The organism is Pseudoxanthomonas spadix BD-a59, assembly GCF_000233915.3.
Lineage (GTDB): Bacteria > Pseudomonadota > Gammaproteobacteria > Xanthomonadales > Xanthomonadaceae > Pseudoxanthomonas_A > Pseudoxanthomonas_A spadix.
This window is the reverse complement of record NC_016147.2, coordinates 2,588,792-2,606,188: the sequence shown is the minus strand read 5'-3', so window position 1 is coordinate 2,606,188 and position 17,397 is coordinate 2,588,792. Positions and strand designations below refer to the sequence as shown.

Below are 17,397 nucleotides of genomic sequence, written 5' to 3'. Positions count from 1 at the left end.
AGTCCCGGAGACCGTCATGGGAATTAAATGCGGCATCGTGGGCCTGCCGAACGTCGGCAAGTCGACCCTCTTCAACGCGCTGACCAAGGCCGGCATCGCCGCGGCCAACTTCCCGTTCTGCACCATCGAACCCAACGTGGGCATCGTGCCGGTGCCCGATCCGCGGCTGAAGGCGCTGGCCGAGATCGTCAAGCCGCACAGGGTGGTGCCCACGGCAGTGGAGTTCGTCGACATTGCCGGCCTGGTGGCCGGCGCGGCCAGCGGCGAGGGCCTGGGCAACAAGTTCCTCTCGCATATCCGCGAAGTCGATGCGATCGCCCACGTGGTGCGCTGCTTCGAGAACGACGACGTGATCCACGTCAATAACAAGGTCGACCCGATCTCGGACATCGAGACCATCGATACCGAGCTGGCCCTGGCCGACCTTGACAGCGTGGAAAAGGCGCTCAACCGCGCCGAACGCAGCGCCAAGGGCGGGGACAAGGAAGCGGCCGCACGCAAGCCGGTGCTGGCCAGGCTGCAGGCCGCGCTCAACGACGGCATCCCCGCCCGCCGCGCGGGCCTGGACGAGGAACAAAGGGCGCTGGTGCGCGATCTGTTCCTGCTGACCCTCAAGCCGGTGATGTACATCGCCAACGTGCTCGAGGACGGCTTCGAGAACAACCCGCACCTGGATGCCGTGCGCGCCCGCGCCGAGCAGGAAGGCGCGCGCGTGGTCCCGGTCTCGGCCGCGATCGAGGAAGAGCTGGCGCAGCTGGACGACGCCGACCGCGATGCCTTCCTGGCCGACCTGGGGCTGGAAGAGCCCGGCCTGAACCGGGTGATCTACGCCGCCTACCAGCTGCTGGGCCTGCAGACCTACTTCACCGCCGGAGTGCAGGAGGTGCGCGCGTGGACGGTCAAGGCCGGCTCGACCGCGCCCAAGGCGGCAGCGGTGATCCATACCGACTTCGAGAAGGGCTTCATCCGCGCCGAGACGATGAGCTACGACGATTTCATCAAGTACAAGGGTGAAGCCGGCTGCAAGGAAGCCGGGCGCCTGCGCCTGGAAGGCAAGGACTACAAGGTGCAGGAAGGTGACATCCTGCATTTCCGCTTCAACGTGTGAGCGAATTCTGAGGCGCGCAGGACCCGCGTGGCCGGCGGCGCGGGTGCGGTGTGCGTTGGAACAAAGCCCGGGTGCTTCCCGTGACCGCACATGCCTGCCACAATGCGCGCCCTGCGATCGCACCGCCGCGGGCGGTCCTTGCAGCGGGCGGGTGCCAGATCCGGCGCGCCGGCCGTCTCGGGCAGGAAATCGGTGATTTGTCGTTGACAGGGCATGGATCTGGCGCCAGAATCTCCGGCTGTTTCACCCCGGCCCCACCAGGTCGGGACCCCAGGCAGGATCGGAGGGATACCCAAGCGGCCAACGGGGGCAGACTGTAAATCTGCTGGCTTACGCCTTCGGTGGTTCGAATCCACCTCCCTCCACCAAATTGCAGGATCCGGATGTGGCAGTTGCTGGCGATGTTCGGACAAGCGGAGCGCGAGGTGGGTGAGAACCGCCGAGTGGTTCGACAGAAGTCCCGAAGGGGCTTCTGAACGCACCGGAGGTGCGGCCCGGAGGGCGAGGGACGAAGTCCCGAGTCATCCACCTCCCTCCACCAAATTGCAGGATCCGGATGTGGCAGTTGCTGGCGATGTTCGGACAAGCGGAGCGCGAGGTGGGTGAGAACCGCCGAGTGGTTCGACAGAAGTCCCGAAGGGGCTTCTGAACGCACCGGAGGTGCGGCCCGGAGGGCGAGGGACGAAGTCCCGAGTCATCCACCTCCCTCCACCAATTTCACCAGTTTTTCGTTGTTGCGGTATCCCGGCGCGGGAGTAGTTCAACGGTAGAACCTCAGCCTTCCAAGCTGATGGTGCGGGTTCGATTCCCGTCTCCCGCTCCATTGAGCTTCGGTTCCATCGTCGTCAGCTTGCGCCGCAGCGACACCAAGGGTTTCACGCTCACGTAGCTCAGTCGGTAGAGCACCTCCTTGGTAAGGAGGAGGTCGAAGGTTCGATTCCTTTCGTGAGCACCATCCAAGCAGTCCCGTTTCACCCTCTTATCTTATCTAACGATCCGAGAATACGCAGCCATGGCAAAGGGTAAGTTCGAGCGCACCAAGCCGCACGTGAACGTGGGCACCATCGGTCATGTGGACCATGGCAAGACCACGCTGACCGCCGCACTGACCAAGGTCAGCGCCGAGCGTTTCGGTGGCGAGTTCAAGGCCTATGACGCGATCGACGCGGCGCCGGAAGAGAAGGCACGCGGGATCACGATCTCCACCGCGCACGTGGAATACGAATCGGCCAACCGCCACTACGCGCACGTGGATTGCCCGGGCCACGCCGACTATGTCAAGAACATGATCACCGGTGCGGCGCAGATGGACGGGGCGATCCTGGTGTGCTCGGCCGCGGACGGCCCGATGCCGCAGACCCGCGAGCACATCCTGCTGGCCCGCCAGGTGGGCGTGCCGTACATCGTGGTCTACCTGAACAAGGCCGACCTGGTCGACGATGCCGAGCTGCTCGAGCTGGTCGAGATGGAAGTGCGCGAGCTGCTGAGCAAGTACGACTTCCCCGGCGATGACACGCCCATCGTCACCGGCTCGGCCCGTTTGGCGCTGGACGGCGACCAGAGCGAGATCGGGGTGCCGTCGATCCTGAAGCTGGTCGAGGCGCTGGACACCTGGATCCCGCTGCCCGAGCGCGACGTGGACAAGGCGTTCCTGATGCCGGTCGAAGACGTGTTCTCGATTTCCGGCCGCGGCACGGTGGTGACCGGCCGGATCGAGCGCGGCGTGATCAAGGTCGGCGACGAAATCGAGATCGTGGGCATCCGCCCGACCCAGAAGACCACCGTGACCGGCGTGGAGATGTTCCGCAAGCTGCTGGACCAGGGCCAGGCAGGCGACAATGCCGGTCTGCTGCTGCGCGGCACCAAGCGCGACGACGTCGAGCGTGGTCAGGTCCTGTGCAAGCCCGGTTCGATCAAGCCGCACACCGAGTTCGAGGCCGAGGTCTACGTGCTGAGCAAGGACGAGGGCGGCCGCCACACCCCGTTCTTCAAGGGCTACCGTCCGCAGTTCTACTTCCGCACCACCGACATCACTGGTGCGGTGCAGCTGCCGGAAGGCACCGAGATGGTGATGCCGGGCGACAATGTGAAGATGGTGGTGGCGCTGATCAACCCGGTGGCGATGGACGAGGGCCTGCGTTTCGCGATCCGCGAAGGCGGCCGCACCGTCGGCGCCGGCGTCGTGTCCAAGATCATCAAGTGATGTGACGGCGCGTTCGCGCACCCGCGCGAACGCCTTTGCCGGAACATCATCCCCGCGCAGGCGGGGATCCAGGTGGACGCGAAGGCTTTGCCGGAACATCATCCCCGCGCAGGCGGGGATCCAGGTGGACGCGAAGGCTTTGCCGGAACATCATCCCCGCGCAGGCGGGGATCCAGAACCGGCACAGGCGAGCTCTGATTCGCCTGTGCCTTTGCAGTTAATACGCCAGTAGCTCAATTGGCAGAGCAGCGGTCTCCAAAACCGCAGGTTGGGGGTTCGAGTCCCTCCTGGCGTGCCACTGTCCCGTTCGTCCCGTCGCCGACCGGCGCCGGTGCAGTGCAAGGCGGCACATTCGAGTTCAATGAACAGCAAGATCCAGCAATCCAAGGCGGCAGGCACCTCCGGCGCCGACATGGCCAAGTATGTGGCGGCCGCGGCACTGGTGGTGGCAGGCCTGGTGGTGTGGTGGTGGTTTGCCGGTCAGTGGGCCACGCCGCTGCGTGCACTGGCGGTCGTGGCGGGCCTGGTGGCTGGTGCTGCGGTGTTCATTTCCACGGCCAAGGGCAAGGACACGCTCGAGTTCCTGTCCGAATCCCGCTTCGAGCTGCGCAAGGTGGTCTGGCCCACGCGCCAGGAATCGCTGCGCATGACCTGGGTGGTGATGGTGGTGGTGTTGATCCTCAGCCTGATCCTGGCTGGCTTCGATTTCGGCATCCAGTGGATGATCGAAAAACTGTTCACGATGGGTCGTTGAGGAGAATTGAGCTGTGAAGCGTTGGTACGTGGTACATGCCTATTCGGGCTTCGAGAAGTCGGTGGCGCAGGCGCTGCGCGATCGCATCGTCCGCAACGGCATGGAGGAGCGCTTCGGTGACGTGCTGGTGCCGACCGAGGAGGTCGTGGAGATGCGCGCCGGCCAGAAGCGGCGCTCCGAGCGCAAGTTCTTCCCCGGCTACGTGCTGGTCCAGATCGAGACCCACGAGGAAGGCGGGATCCCGCGCATCGACAACGAGTCCTGGCACCTGGTGAAGGAAACCGGCAAGGTCCTGGGTTTCATCGGTGGCACCGCCGACCGTCCGTTGCCGATCCGAGACGAAGAGGCGGCCGCCATCCTGGATCGTGTTCAGGAAGGCGTGGAAAAGCCCCGTCCCAAGGTGCTGTTCGAGCCGGGCGAGCTGGTCCGGGTGGTCGATGGCCCGTTCAACGACTTCAACGGCGTGGTCGAAGAGGTCAACTACGAGAAGAGCCGCCTGCGCGTGGCCGTGCTTATCTTTGGCCGCTCCACCCCGGTGGAGCTGGAATTCGGCCAGGTCGAGAAGGCCTGATCCGGGTCGCCCGGCGCCGCCCACGCGCGCGCCGGGTGGCAAAAAACCTGATATAGTGCGCGGCTCCCTGTCCGGTCGAGCCGGGCAAGCCAATGGCCACCCTCGCAGGTGGCCTTTGTCGCAAGCGATACGCGATGTCGGGACGCGTGATTTTCCCGATCCGATGGGGAGCCTGAAGCCCAGGCGCTAGCACCCGGAGAGCATTGAAATGGCAAAGAAAGTTGTCGGTTACATCAAGCTGCAGGTGAAGGCCGGCCAGGCCAATCCCTCGCCGCCGGTCGGTCCTGCGCTGGGTCAGCGCGGCCTGAACATCATGGAGTTCTGCAAGGCGTTCAACGCCGCCACGCAGAAGCTCGAGCCGGGCCTGCCGACCCCGGTCATCATCACGGCCTACTCGGATCGTACCTTCACCTTCGTCACCAAGTCGACCCCGGCTTCGGTCTTGCTGAAGAAGGCCGCTGGCGTCGCCTCCGGTTCCAAGCGCCCGAACACCGAAAAGGTGGGCAAGGTCACCCGCAAGCAGCTGGAAGAAATCGCCACTGCCAAGCAGGCCGACCTGACGGCCGCCGAACTGGAAGCAGCGGTGCGTACGATTGCGGGCTCGGCCCGTTCCATGGGTCTGACGGTGGAGGGCTGAGAGATGGCATTGAGCAAGCGACAGAAGGCCATCCAGGCCGCCGTAACCCCCGGCAAGGCATATGCCTTTGACGAGGCCGTGAAGATCCTCAAGGGCGCCACCAAGTCCAAGTTCGTCGAATCCATTGACGTGGCCGTGCGCCTGGGCGTGGACGCCAAGAAGTCCGACCAGCAGGTGCGCGGTTCGACCGTGCTGCCGGCCGGTACCGGCAAGTCGGTGCGGGTGGCGGTATTCGCCCCGGCCGGCGCCAAGGCTGACGAAGCCCTGGCCGCTGGCGCCGAAGCGGTCGGCATGGACGATCTGGCCGAGAAGATGCAGGCCGGCGACCTGAACTACGACGTGGTCATCGCCACCCCGGACGCCATGCGCGTGGTCGGCAAGCTGGGCCAGCTCCTCGGCCCGCGCGGCCTGATGCCCAACCCCAAGGTCGGCACGGTCTCGCCGAACCCGGGTGAGGCGGTGAGGAATGCCAAGTCGGGCCAGGTGCGCTACCGCACCGACAAGGGCGGCATCATCCACTGCACCATCGGCAAGGCCTCCTTCGAGGACGAAGCGCTGAAAGACAACTTGCAGGCACTGCTGGCTGACCTGGTCAAGGCCAAGCCGTCCACCGCCAAGGGCCAGTACCTGCAGAAGATCTCGCTCAGCTCGACCATGGGCCCCGGCGTGACCGTGGACCAGTCCTCGCTGAGCCTGAAGTGACGATTTGACCCGCTCGCCTTGCGCGCGGCTTTGTCAAATCTTCATCCCCGCCAAGGCGGGGATCTGGCGACTTGAAGCAAAGCTTCGGGTCGCCGGAAGATCCAAGTCACTGGGTTCCCGCATCCGCGGGGATGACGGTGAAAAGTTTGGGGGCGGTCGTGAAGGGCTTCATTGGCCAAAAACGACAGCCGTCAAAGACCGCAGGTGCGGTCAGCGCGCTCCGACGACGGGCAGGGAAGCTCGGTCCTGGCAGGGATTCGGCGTCGGCGCTAGCGGGACTGCTTGATTGGCCTGATGGCCAGCCCGCGCAGATGGTGCCGCCTTCATCGGTTTGTTCTGGTTTCCCGGTTCGGGCGCCAGTTGATAAGGCCACCAGATGGGGTGCATCGCATCCCCGGCGTCCAGGATGGACGCTGCCCTGGACCGCAAGCGGCAGGAGCCGTGAGCGGAGTTCACAAGAGGAGTGATTAATGGCTCTCAATCTGTCCCAGAAGCAAGAAGTTGTCGCCGAGCTGGCAGAGGTCGCCGCCAAGGCGCACTCCTTGATCGCCGCCGAGTACGCAGGCACCACGGTCAGTCAGATGACCGCGATGCGCAAGCAGGCGCGTGAGTCCGGCGTGTACCTGCGGGTCGTCAAGAACACCTTGGCCGCCCGTGCAGTGGAAGGTACCGAGTACGAGTGCACCAAGGACTCGTTGGTCGGCCCGCTGCTGTACGCGTTCTCGACCGAGGAGCCCGGCGCTGCCGGTCGCCTGATCAAGGAATTCGCCAAGAGCAACGACAAGCTGCAGCCCAAGGTGGTCGCCGTCGGTGGCCAGCTGTACCCGGCCAGCCACGTCGACGTCCTGGCTTCGCTGCCGACCCGCGATCAGGCCCTGGCCATGCTCGCCCGCGTCCTGGCCGAACCGGCCGCCATGTTCGCCCGCGCCGTCAAGGCCGTGGCCGACAAGCAGGGCGGTGGTGACCAGGCAGCGTCGGTCGAGGCGGAAGCCCCGGCTGAAACGGCTTAATTTCCGTATCCCATTCCAGAATATTGACCGAAGGTAATTACAATGTCCCTGTCCAACGAACAGATCGTCGACGCCATCGCCGAAAAGACCCTCATGGAAGTCATGGAGCTGGTCAAGGCGATCGAAGAGAAGTTTGGCGTGTCCGCCGCCGCCCCGGTTGTTGCTGCTGGCCCGGCCGCCGCCGCTGCCGTGGTTGAAGAGCAGACCGAGTTCAACGTCATCCTCAAGGAAGCCGGCGCCAAGAAGGTCGACGTCATCAAGGCGGTGCGTGTCATCACCGGCCTGGGCCTGAAGGAAGCCAAGGACCTCACCGAGGCCGGTGGCGTGCTCAAGGAAGGCGTGTCGAAGGAAGACGCAGAGAAGATGAAGAAGGACCTCGAGGCCGCGGGCGCGACCGTCGAAGTGAAGTAACCGCAATTCGTCGCCAGGTTGCATCGGCGACACCCACAGGCCGGGGGCGAAAGCCCCTGGCCTTCGGTCGTTGTTGAAAGGCGCTCGCAAGGACCGCAGCGCAGGTGCAGTGGGCCGCGGACGCGGCCGAGAAAACCCACGAGTTGGTAGTTGGAAGTAGCGGGAGATGGCGTGCTGGTGCCGGCAATACCAGCGACTTCCAACTGACAGTTCTTCCCATTCGAAAGAATGTTCCCCCTGGGGCCGCGGACGCGTGGCTCCTCAGATGCCAGAGGCAATGTCCCCATGTCGACGACATACTCGTTCACGGAAAAAAAGCGCATCCGCAAGGACTTCGGCAAGCAGCGATCGATCCTGGAGGTCCCGTTCCTGCTCGCCATTCAGGTCGATTCCTACCGCGACTTCCTGCAGGAGCGCGTTGACCCCGCCAAGCGCCAGGACCGCGGCCTGCACGCCGCGCTGAAGTCGGTGTTCCCGATTTCCAGCTACTCCGGCAACGCCGCGCTGGAATATGTCGGCTACAAGCTGGGCGAGCCGGCGTTCGACGAGCGCGAGTGCCGCCAGCGCGGCATGAGCTACGGCGCCCCGCTGCGGGTGACCGTGCGCCTGGTGATCTACGACCGTGAGTCCTCGACCAAGGCCATCAAGTACGTGAAGGAGCAGGAGGTCTATCTGGGCGAAATCCCGCTGATGACCGACAACGGCACCTTCATCGTCAATGGCACCGAGCGGGTGATCGTCTCCCAGCTGCATCGTTCGCCGGGCGTGTTCTTCGACCACGACCGGGGCAAGACCCACAGCTCGGGCAAGCTGCTGTACAGCGCCCGCATCATTCCCTACCGCGGCTCCTGGCTGGACTTCGAGTTCGACCCCAAGGACGCGCTGTTCACCCGCATCGACCGTCGCCGCAAGCTGCCGGTGTCGATCCTGCTGCGCGCGCTGGGCTACAACAACGAGGAGATGCTCAACCATTTCTTCGAGATCAACACCTTCCACATCGACCCCAAGGAAGGCGTGCAGCTTGAGCTGGTGCCCGAGCGCCTGCGCGGCGAAACGCTGAACTTCGACCTGGCCGATGGCGACAAGGTCATCGTCGAGGCCGGCAAGCGCATCACCGCCCGCCATGTCAAGCAGCTCGAGGCCGCTGGCGTGGCCGCCCTGGCCGTGCCGGACGAATACCTGATCACCCGCATCTTGTCGCACGACGTGGTCGATCCGGCGACCGGCGAACTGCTGGCCAGTGCCAACGATGAGATCACCGAAGAGCAGCTGGCCGCGTTCCGCAAGGCCGGCGTGGAAACGGTCGGCACCCTGTGGGTGAACGACCTGGACCGTGGCGCCTACCTGTCCAACACCCTGCGCATCGATCCGACCAGGACCCAGCTCGAAGCGCTGGTGGAGATCTACCGGATGATGCGTCCGGGCGAGCCGCCGACCAAGGACGCCGCGCAGAACCTGTTCCACAACCTGTTCTTCACCTTCGAGCGCTATGACCTGTCCAGCGTCGGCCGCATGAAGTTCAACCGCCGCGTGGGCCGCAAGGAAACCACCGGCGAGTCGGTCCTGTACGACCACAAGTACTTCAGCGCCCGCAACGACGAGGAATCCAAGCGTCTGGTCGCCACCAATGGCGATACCTCGGACATCCTGGAAGTGATCCAGACCCTGACCGAGATCCGCAACGGCCGCGGCGTGGTGGACGACATCGATCACCTGGGCAACCGGCGCGTGCGTTCGGTCGGCGAAATGGCCGAGAACGTGTTCCGCGTGGGCCTGGTCCGGGTCGAGCGTGCGGTCAAGGAGCGCCTGTCGATGGCCGAGTCCGAGGGCCTGACCCCGCAGGAGCTGATCAACGCCAAGCCGGTGGCCGCGGCGATCAAGGAATTCTTCGGTTCCTCGCAGCTGTCCCAGTTCATGGACCAGAACAACCCGCTGTCGGAAGTCACCCACAAGCGTCGCGTCTCGGCCCTTGGCCCGGGCGGCCTGACCCGCGAGCGCGCCGGCTTCGAAGTGCGCGACGTGCATCCGACCCATTACGGCCGGGTCTGCACCATCGAGACCCCGGAAGGCCCGAACATCGGCCTGATCAACTCGCTGGCCGTGTATGCCCGCACCAACGCGTATGGCTTCCTCGAGACGCCGTACCGCAAGGTCGTGGACGGCCAGATCACCGACGAGATCGAATACCTCTCGGCGATCGAGGAGAACGAGTACGTCATCGCCCAGGCCAATGCGCTGCACGATGCCAAGAGCCGTCTGACCGAGCAGTTCGTGCCGTGCCGCTTCCAGGGCGAATCGCTGCTCAAGCCGCCGGCGGAAGTGGACTTCATGGACGTCTCGCCCATGCAGACCGTGTCCATCGCCGCCGCGCTGGTGCCGTTCCTGGAGCACGATGACGCCAACCGCGCGCTGATGGGCGCCAACATGCAGCGCCAGGCCGTGCCGACGCTGCGTTCGCAGAAGCCGCTGGTCGGCACCGGCATCGAGCGCGCCGTGGCGCGCGACTCCGGTGTGACCGTCAACGCCCGTCGCGGCGGCGAGGTGGTGCAGATCGATGCGGCGCGCATCGTGGTCAAGGTCAACGAGGAGGAGATCTCCGGCGAGCACGATGCCGGCGTGGATATCTATTCGCTGATCAAGTACACCCGCTCCAACCAGAACACCTGCATCAACCAGACCCCGCTGGTGAACGTGGGTGACGTGGTGGCCCGTGGCGACGTGCTGGCCGACGGCCCGTCCACCGACATCGGCGAACTGGCCCTGGGCCAGAACATGCTGATCGCGTTCATGCCGTGGAACGGCTACAACTTCGAAGACTCCATCCTGCTGTCCGAGCGCGTGGTGGAAGAGGATCGCTACACCACCATCCACATCGAGGAACTCACCGTCCAGGCGCGCGACACCAAGCTGGGTCCGGAGGAGATCTCGGCCGACATTCCCAACGTGTCCGAGAGCGCACTGAACCGCCTGGACGAGTCCGGCGTGGTGTACATCGGCGCCGAAGTGCGCGCTGGCGACATCCTGGTCGGCAAGGTCACGCCCAAGGGCGAGAGCCAGCTGACCCCGGAAGAGAAGCTGCTGCGCGCGATCTTCGGCGAGAAGGCTTCGGACGTGAAGGACAGCTCGCTGCGCGTGCCCCCGGGCATGGACGGGGTGGTCATCGACGTGCAGGTCTTCACCCGTGACGGCATCGAGAAGGACAAGCGCGCGCGCCAGATCGAGGAATCGGAGATCAAGCGGGTCAAGAAGGACTTCGACGACCAGTTCCGGATCCTGGAGAACGCGATCTTCGCGCGTCTTCGCGGGCAGCTGGTGGGCAAGGTCGCCAACGGTGGCACCAACCTGAAGAAGGGCGACACCATCACTGACGCCTACCTGGACGGCCTGAAGAAGGCCGACTGGTTCGCGATCCGCATGAAGGACGACGACGCTGCCGACGCCATCGAGCGCGCCCAGAAGCAGATCCAGGCGCACGAGAAGGAGTTCGAGCGTCGCTTCGCCGACAAGCGCGGCAAGATCACCGCCGGCGACGACCTGGCCCCGGGCGTGCTGAAGATGGTCAAGGTGTTCCTGGCCGTAAAGCGGCGGATCCAGCCGGGCGACAAGATGGCCGGCCGTCATGGCAACAAGGGCGTGGTGTCGACCATCGTGCCGGTGGAGGACATGCCGTACATGGCCAACGGCGAGACCGTGGACATCGTGCTGAACCCGCTGGGCGTGCCTTCGCGCATGAACATCGGCCAGGTCCTGGAAGTGCATCTGGGCTGGGCCGCCAAGGGCCTGGGTCGCAAGATCCAGGGCATGCTCGAGGCCCAGGCTGCGGTGAGCGACCTGCGTGCCTTCCTGGCCCAGATCTACAACCACGACCAGAAGCTGGGCGAGGACCGCGTGGACCTGTCGCAGTTCAGTGACGCCGAGCTGATCGCCCTGGCCAAGAACCTCACCGATGGCGTGCCGATGGCCACCCCGGTGTTCGACGGCGCGGCGGAAAGCGAGATCAAGCACATGCTCGAGCTGGCCGACCTGCCCACCAGTGGCCAGACCCAGCTGTATGACGGGCGCACCGGCGAGGCATTCGATCGCCACACCACCGTGGGCTACATGCACATGCTCAAGCTGAACCACCTGGTCGACGACAAGATGCACGCCCGTTCGACCGGCCCGTACTCGCTGGTCACCCAGCAGCCGCTGGGCGGCAAGGCGCAGTTCGGTGGCCAGCGCTTCGGCGAAATGGAAGTCTGGGCGCTGGAAGCCTACGGCGCGGCGCACACCCTGCAGGAAATGCTCACGGTCAAGTCCGACGACGTGCAGGGCCGCAACCAGATGTACAAGAACATCGTCGATGGCGAACACGAGATGGTCGCGGGCATGCCGGAGTCCTTCAACGTGTTGGTGAAGGAAATCCGCTCGCTGGCCATCAACATGGAGCTGGAAGACAACTGATGTAGCCGGGATTCGGGACCGGGGACCCGGGACCCGGGAAAGTCAGGAGCCAGGTGCTTTTGACTTTCCGGGTCCCCGGTCCCCGGCCCCGGGTCCCGACGAACAGCCTTTCAGCCCATCTTTGATACGAATTCCTCCGACCTGGAGAAACCCCAATGAAAGACCTGCTCAACCTCTTCAACCAGCAGCGCCAGACCCTGGACTTCGACGCGATCAAGATCGCGCTGGCCTCCCCGGACCTGATCCGCTCGTGGTCCTTCGGCGAAGTGAAGAAGCCGGAAACCATCAACTACCGGACCTTCAAGCCCGAGCGCGACGGCCTGTTCTGCGCCGCCATCTTCGGGCCGATCAAGGACTACGAGTGCCTGTGCGGCAAGTACAAGCGCATGAAGCACCGCGGCGTGGTCTGCGAGAAGTGCGGCACCGAGGTCACCCTGGCCAAGGTGCGCCGCGAGCGCATGGGCCACATCGACCTGGCCTCGCCGGTCGCGCACATCTGGTTCCTCAAGTCGCTGCCCTCGCGCATCGGCCTGATGCTGGACATGACCCTGCGCGACATCGAGCGGGTGCTGTACTTCGAAGCCTACGTGGTGACCGAGCCGGGCCTGACCCCGCTGGAAAGCCGCCAGCTGCTCAACGAAGAGCAGTACATGATTGCGCGCCAGGAGCACGGCGACGACTTCGATGCCGCCATGGGCGCCGAAGCGGTGTTCGAGTTGCTGCGCGGCATCGACCTGCAGGCCGAGATGGTCAAGCTGCGCGAGGAAATCGCCAGCACCGGTTCGGAAACCAAGCTCAAGCGCCTGACCAAGCGGATCAAGCTGGTCGAAGCCTTCCTCGAGTCGGGCAATCGTCCGGAATGGATGGTCATGACCGTGCTGCCGGTGCTGCCGCCGGACCTGCGTCCGCTGGTGCCGCTGGATGGCGGCCGCTTCGCGACCTCGGACCTGAACGACCTGTACCGCCGCGTCATCAACCGCAACAACCGCCTGCGCCGGCTGCTGGAGCTCAATGCGCCGGACATCATCGTGCGCAACGAAAAGCGCATGCTGCAGGAGTCGGTTGACGCGCTGATGGACAACGGCCGCCGCGGCCGCGCCATCACCGGCACTAACAAGCGCCCGCTCAAGTCGCTGGCCGACATGATCAAGGGCAAGCAGGGCCGCTTCCGCCAGAACCTGCTGGGCAAGCGTGTGGACTATTCGGGCCGTTCGGTCATCGTGGTCGGTCCGTACCTGAAGCTGCACCAGTGCGGCCTGCCCAAGAAGATGGCGCTTGAGCTGTTCAAGCCGTTCGTGTTCGCCAAGCTGCAGCGTCGCGGCCTGGCCACCACCATCAAGGCGGCCAAGAAGCTGGTCGAGCGCGAGGAAGGCGAAGTCTGGGACATCCTGGAAGAAGTCATCCGCGAGCATCCGGTGCTGCTGAATCGTGCACCGACCCTGCATCGCCTGGGCATCCAGGCGTTCGAGCCGGTGCTGATCGAAGGCAAGGCCATCCAGCTGCATCCGCTGGTCTGCACCGCGTTCAACGCCGACTTCGACGGTGACCAGATGGCCGTGCACGTGCCGCTCTCGCTGGAGGCCCAGCTCGAAGCGCGCGCGCTGATGATGTCCTCCAACAACATCCTGTCGCCGGCCAATGGCGAGCCGATCATCGTGCCCTCGCAGGACGTGGTGCTGGGCCTGTACTACATGACCCGCGCGCTGGAAAACAAGAAGGGCGAGGGCATGGCCTTTGCCAACATCGCCGAAGTCAAGCGCGCCTACGACAACCGGGTGGTGGAACTGCATGCCAAGGTCAAGGTCCGCATCACCGAGACGGTGATCGGCGAGGACGGCAGCCGGGAGAAGAAGACCGCGATCGTGGAGACCACGATCGGGCGTGCGCTGCTGGCCGAAATCCTGCCCGATGGCCTGCCGTTTGCGCTGGCCAACACCGACCTGACCAAGAAGAACATCTCGCGCCTGATCAACTCCAGCTACCGCCAGCTGGGCCTGAAGGACACGGTGGTGTTCGCCGACAAGCTGATGTACACCGGCTTTGCCTACGCCACCCGCGCCGGCGTGTCGATCGGCATCAACGACATGGTCATCCCCGAGGAGAAGAAGAGCATCCTGAGCGAGGCCGAGCAGGAAGTGCTGGAGATCCAGGAACAGTACCAGTCCGGCCTGGTGACCGCCGGCGAGCGCTACAACAAGGTCGTGGACATCTGGTCGCGGACCAACGAGCGCATCGCCAAGGCGATGATGGACACCATCGGCACCGAGAAGGTGGTCAACGCCAAGGGCGAGACCATCAACGAGAAGTCGATGAACTCGCTGTACATCATGGCCGACTCCGGTGCCCGCGGCAGCCAGGCCCAGATCCGCCAGCTGGCCGGCATGCGCGGCCTGATGGCCCGTCCCGATGGCTCGATCATCGAGACGCCGATCAAGGCCAACTTCCGCGAAGGCCTGAACGTGCAGGAGTACTTCAACTCCACCCACGGTGCCCGCAAGGGCCTGGCCGATACCGCGCTCAAGACCGCCAACTCCGGTTACCTGACCCGTCGCCTGGTCGACGTGGCCCAGGACGTGGTGATCACCGAAGTCGATTGCGGCACATCGCAAGGTCTTACCATGACCCCGATCGTGGAAGGCGGCGATGTGGTCGAGCCGCTGCGCGAGCGCGTGCTGGGCCGGATCGTGGCCGAGGACGTGTTCCTGCCGGGCAACGACGAGGATCCGATCGTCACCCGCAACACGCTGCTGGACGAAGCGTGGGTGCAGAAGCTCGAGGACGCCAGCGTGCAGGCACTGAAGGTCCGCTCGACCATCACCTGCACTTCGGAGTTCGGCGTGTGCGCGCTGTGCTACGGGCGCGACCTGGCCCGCGGCCACACCGTCAACATCGGCGAAGCGGTCGGCGTGATCGCCGCCCAGTCGATCGGTGAGCCCGGCACCCAGCTGACCATGCGCACGTTCCACATCGGTGGCGCGGCCTCGCGTGCGGCAGCGGTGGACAACATCACGGTCAAGACCACCGGCTCGGTCAAGTTCAACAACCTCAAGTCGGTCGAACACGCCAGCGGCAACCTGGTGGCCGTGTCGCGCTCGGGCGAACTGTCGGTGCTGGACGCGCACGGCCGTGAGCGCGAGCGCTACAAGCTGACCTACGGCGCGACCATCAATGTCAAGGACGGCGATCCGGTCAAGGCTGGCCAGACCGTGGCCAACTGGGATCCGCACAACCACCCGATCGTGTCGGAAGTGGCCGGGTTCGTGCGCTTCGTGGACTTCGTCGACGGCATCACCGTCATCGAGAAGACCGACGAGCTGACCGGCCTGGCCTCGCGCGAGATCACCGATCCGAAGCGTCGTGGCTCGCAGGGCAAGGACCTGCGTCCGCTGGTGCGCATCGTCGACGCCGACGGCAATGACCTGAACATCCCGGGCACCGACCTGCCGGCGCAGTACCTGCTGCCGCCGCGTTCGGTCGTCAACCTGCAGGACGGCGCCGCCGTCGGCGTGGGCGACGTGGTCACCAAGGTGCCGCAGGAAGCTTCCAAGACCCGCGACATCACCGGCGGTCTGCCGCGCGTGGCCGACCTGTTCGAAGCGCGCAAGCCCAAGGATCCTGCGATCCTGGCCGAGCGATCGGGCGTGGTCAGCTTCGGCAAGGACACCAAGGGCAAGCAGCGCCTGATCATCAAGGACACCGACGGCACCGAGCACGAGGAGCTGATTCCCAAGTTCCGTCAGATCATCGTGTTCGAAGGCGAGCACGTGGCCAAGGGCGAAACCATCGTGGACGGCGAGCCGAGCCCGCAGGACATCCTGCGCCTGCTGGGTGTCGAGCCGCTGGCGGCCTATCTGGTCAAGGAAATCCAGGACGTCTACCGCCTGCAGGGCGTGAAGATCAACGACAAGCACATCGAAGTGATCACCCGCCAGATGCTGCGCAAGGTGGAAATCACCGATCCCGGCAACAGCAAGTTCCTGGCCGGCGAGCAGGTCGAGAAGCAACGCATGATCGAGGAGAACGCCAAGCTGGTGGCCCGCAACGAGCTGCCGGCCCAGGCCGATCCGGTCCTGCTGGGCATCACCAAGGCGTCCCTGGCCACCGAGTCGTTCATCTCGGCAGCGTCCTTCCAGGAAACCACCCGGGTACTGACCGAGGCCGCCGTGCGCGGCACCCGCGACAACCTGCGCGGCCTGAAGGAAAACGTGATCGTCGGCCGGCTGATTCCTGCAGGCACGGGTCTGACCTACCACGCCGGCCGCCGGCGCAACGCCGCGGGCCTGACCGAGTCGGAAATGGCAGCCCTGTCCGGTCCGGCCAGCACCGAAGCGATCGCCGAAGGCGGCGATGCCGAGTCCGAAAGCGGCGCCGGGCAGTAAGCAACACCGGCCGGCCCTTGCCAGGGCTGGCCGGGCCAGGTGGAAAGGGGCGCAGGAGGTGCCCCGTCTCCCGGTCGGGGATCGACCAGACGGCTGGATGGATTTGATCGGTTGACGACAAATTCGATAGCCCGCTATACTCTCCTGTCTCGGCGGGCCGCTTTTACGGCCTGCTGTCGTTTTCACGCTCAAGGCCCGGTTTCTCCGGTGCCTTCATTCGAAGAATCCAAAGATGGCAACGATCAACCAGCTGGTCCGCAAGCCGCGGCAGGCACCCACGTACAAGAGCCAGTCGCCCGCGCTGGACAACTGCCCGCAGCGCCGTGGCGTCTGCACCCGCGTCTACACCACCACGCCCAAGAAGCCGAACTCGGCGCTGCGCAAGGTGGCCAAGGTGCGCCTGACCAACCAGGAAGAAGTCATCAGCTACATCGGTGGCGAAGGGCACAACCTGCAGGAGCACTCGGTGGTGCTCATCCGCGGCGGTCGCGTCAAGGACCTGCCGGGCGTCCGTTACCACACCGTGCGCGGTTCGCTGGACGCCGCCGGCGTTGCCAAGCGTCGCCAGGGCCGTTCCAAGTACGGCGCCAAGCGCCCGAAGAGCTAAGGGAATAAGACAATGTCACGTAAAGGTTCCGCGCCGCAGCGCACTGTTCTGCCTGACCCCAAGCACGGGTCGCAGACCATCGCCCGCTTCATCAACATGGTGATGCTGAGCGGCAAGAAGTCCGTCGCCGAGAAGATCGTCTACGGCGCCATGGACGTCATTGGCGAGAAGAATCCCAACCCCCTCGAGCTGGTCGAGAAGGCGTTGGAAAATATCTCCCCGGCGGTCGAGGTCAAGTCGCGCCGCGTCGGTGGTGCCACCTACCAGGTGCCGGTCGAAGTGCGCGCCTCGCGCCGCCTGGCCCTGGCCATGCGCTGGCTGATCGAGTCGGCCCGCAAGCGTGGTGAAAACACCATGCCAAGGAAGCTGGCCGCCGAACTGCTGGACGCCTCGGAAAATCGTGGCGGCGCCGTCAAGAAGCGGGAAGAAACCCACCGCATGGCCGAAGCCAACAAGGCGTTCGCGCACTACCGCTGGTAACAGCCATGCCGGGGGCTTGATTCAACGGCCCCCAGGCGCCATTCAGGCGCCACGCTGCGGTGATCACCGCGCCAAGACGACGAAAGCCGCCC

12 protein-coding genes, 4 tRNA genes and 2 other RNA genes are annotated in these 17,397 nt (G+C 65.0%); all 18 read left to right on the top strand.

Going from position 1 to position 17,397, the window contains the following annotated elements:
• The first annotated feature begins 16 nt into the window (after positions 1-16).
• Positions 17-1,108: a redox-regulated ATPase YchF gene (gene ychF / locus DSC_RS11815; protein WP_014161397.1), complete on the top strand. Its 1,092-nt coding sequence runs from the start codon at positions 17-19 to the stop codon at positions 1,106-1,108.
• A gap of 282 nt (positions 1,109-1,390) precedes the next feature.
• Positions 1,391-1,476: transfer RNA gene (locus DSC_RS11810), tRNA-Tyr, on the top strand.
• A 40-nt stretch (positions 1,477-1,516) separates the two neighbouring features.
• Positions 1,517-1,649, top strand: a non-coding RNA gene (locus DSC_RS16195) — RtT sRNA.
• A gap of 40 nt (positions 1,650-1,689) precedes the next feature.
• Positions 1,690-1,822: non-coding RNA, RtT sRNA (locus DSC_RS16190), on the top strand.
• Positions 1,823-1,857: 35 nt separating this feature from the next.
• Positions 1,858-1,931 (top strand) — tRNA-Gly (locus tag DSC_RS11805).
• Positions 1,932-1,987: 56 nt separating this feature from the next.
• Positions 1,988-2,063 (top strand) — tRNA-Thr (locus DSC_RS11800).
• A 57-nt stretch (positions 2,064-2,120) separates the two neighbouring features.
• Positions 2,121-3,311 (top strand): elongation factor Tu, encoded by a 1,191-nt coding sequence (tuf, locus tag DSC_RS11795; RefSeq protein ID WP_014161396.1) that lies wholly within the window; start codon positions 2,121-2,123, stop codon positions 3,309-3,311.
• Positions 3,312-3,533: 222 nt separating this feature from the next.
• Positions 3,534-3,609: transfer RNA gene (locus DSC_RS11790), tRNA-Trp, on the top strand.
• A 63-nt stretch (positions 3,610-3,672) separates the two neighbouring features.
• Positions 3,673-4,065 (top strand): preprotein translocase subunit SecE, encoded by a 393-nt coding sequence (gene secE / locus DSC_RS11785; RefSeq protein WP_014161395.1) that lies wholly within the window; start codon positions 3,673-3,675, stop codon positions 4,063-4,065.
• A gap of 13 nt (positions 4,066-4,078) precedes the next feature.
• Positions 4,079-4,636: a transcription termination/antitermination protein NusG gene (nusG, locus tag DSC_RS11780; RefSeq protein ID WP_014161394.1), complete on the top strand. Its 558-nt coding sequence runs from the start codon at positions 4,079-4,081 to the stop codon at positions 4,634-4,636.
• Positions 4,637-4,844: 208 nt separating this feature from the next.
• Positions 4,845-5,273 (top strand): 50S ribosomal protein L11, encoded by a 429-nt coding sequence (rplK, locus tag DSC_RS11775; protein WP_014161393.1) that lies wholly within the window; start codon positions 4,845-4,847, stop codon positions 5,271-5,273.
• A gap of 3 nt (positions 5,274-5,276) precedes the next feature.
• Positions 5,277-5,975 (top strand): 50S ribosomal protein L1, encoded by a 699-nt coding sequence (gene rplA, locus DSC_RS11770; protein WP_014161392.1) that lies wholly within the window; start codon positions 5,277-5,279, stop codon positions 5,973-5,975.
• Positions 5,976-6,445: 470 nt separating this feature from the next.
• Entirely contained in the window at positions 6,446-6,985 is a 540-nt protein-coding gene (rplJ, locus tag DSC_RS11765; protein ID WP_014161391.1) for a 50S ribosomal protein L10, read from the top strand.
• A gap of 42 nt (positions 6,986-7,027) precedes the next feature.
• On the top strand, positions 7,028-7,396 hold the full coding sequence (rplL, locus tag DSC_RS11760; RefSeq protein WP_014161390.1) for a 50S ribosomal protein L7/L12: 369 nt from the start codon (positions 7,028-7,030) through the stop codon (positions 7,394-7,396).
• Between the two features lie 285 nt (positions 7,397-7,681).
• Positions 7,682-11,839: a DNA-directed RNA polymerase subunit beta gene (gene rpoB, locus DSC_RS11755; protein WP_014161389.1), complete on the top strand. Its 4,158-nt coding sequence runs from the start codon at positions 7,682-7,684 to the stop codon at positions 11,837-11,839.
• A 155-nt stretch (positions 11,840-11,994) separates the two neighbouring features.
• Positions 11,995-16,218, top strand: a complete 4,224-nt coding sequence (gene rpoC, locus DSC_RS11750; RefSeq protein ID WP_014161388.1) for a DNA-directed RNA polymerase subunit beta' — start codon at positions 11,995-11,997, stop codon at positions 16,216-16,218.
• Positions 16,219-16,450: 232 nt separating this feature from the next.
• Entirely contained in the window at positions 16,451-16,825 is a 375-nt protein-coding gene (rpsL, locus tag DSC_RS11745) for a 30S ribosomal protein S12 (RefSeq protein WP_014161387.1), read from the top strand.
• Positions 16,826-16,837: 12 nt separating this feature from the next.
• A complete protein-coding gene (gene rpsG / locus DSC_RS11740; RefSeq protein WP_014161386.1) occupies positions 16,838-17,305 on the top strand; it encodes a 30S ribosomal protein S7 in 468 nt (155 codons plus the stop codon).
• The last annotated feature ends 92 nt before the right edge of the window (positions 17,306-17,397 follow it).

Excerpts from the sequence above, each read along its gene's own strand:
- rpsG (WP_014161386.1), top strand. The coding sequence starts at position 16,838 with ATGTCACGTAAAGGTTCCGCGCCGCAGCGCACTGTTCTGCCTGACCCC.
- secE (WP_014161395.1), top strand. The coding sequence starts at position 3,673 with ATGAACAGCAAGATCCAGCAATCCAAGGCGGCAGGCACCTCCGGCGCC.
- ychF (WP_014161397.1), top strand. The coding sequence starts at position 17 with ATGGGAATTAAATGCGGCATCGTGGGCCTGCCGAACGTCGGCAAGTCG.
- tuf (WP_014161396.1), top strand. The coding sequence starts at position 2,121 with ATGGCAAAGGGTAAGTTCGAGCGCACCAAGCCGCACGTGAACGTGGGC.
- rplL (WP_014161390.1), top strand. The coding sequence starts at position 7,028 with ATGTCCCTGTCCAACGAACAGATCGTCGACGCCATCGCCGAAAAGACC.
- rpoC (WP_014161388.1), top strand. The coding sequence starts at position 11,995 with ATGAAAGACCTGCTCAACCTCTTCAACCAGCAGCGCCAGACCCTGGAC.
- rpoB (WP_014161389.1), top strand. The coding sequence starts at position 7,682 with ATGTCGACGACATACTCGTTCACGGAAAAAAAGCGCATCCGCAAGGAC.
- rplK (WP_014161393.1), top strand. The coding sequence starts at position 4,845 with ATGGCAAAGAAAGTTGTCGGTTACATCAAGCTGCAGGTGAAGGCCGGC.
- rplJ (WP_014161391.1), top strand. The coding sequence starts at position 6,446 with ATGGCTCTCAATCTGTCCCAGAAGCAAGAAGTTGTCGCCGAGCTGGCA.
- rplA (WP_014161392.1), top strand. The coding sequence starts at position 5,277 with ATGGCATTGAGCAAGCGACAGAAGGCCATCCAGGCCGCCGTAACCCCC.
- rpsL (WP_014161387.1), top strand. The coding sequence starts at position 16,451 with ATGGCAACGATCAACCAGCTGGTCCGCAAGCCGCGGCAGGCACCCACG.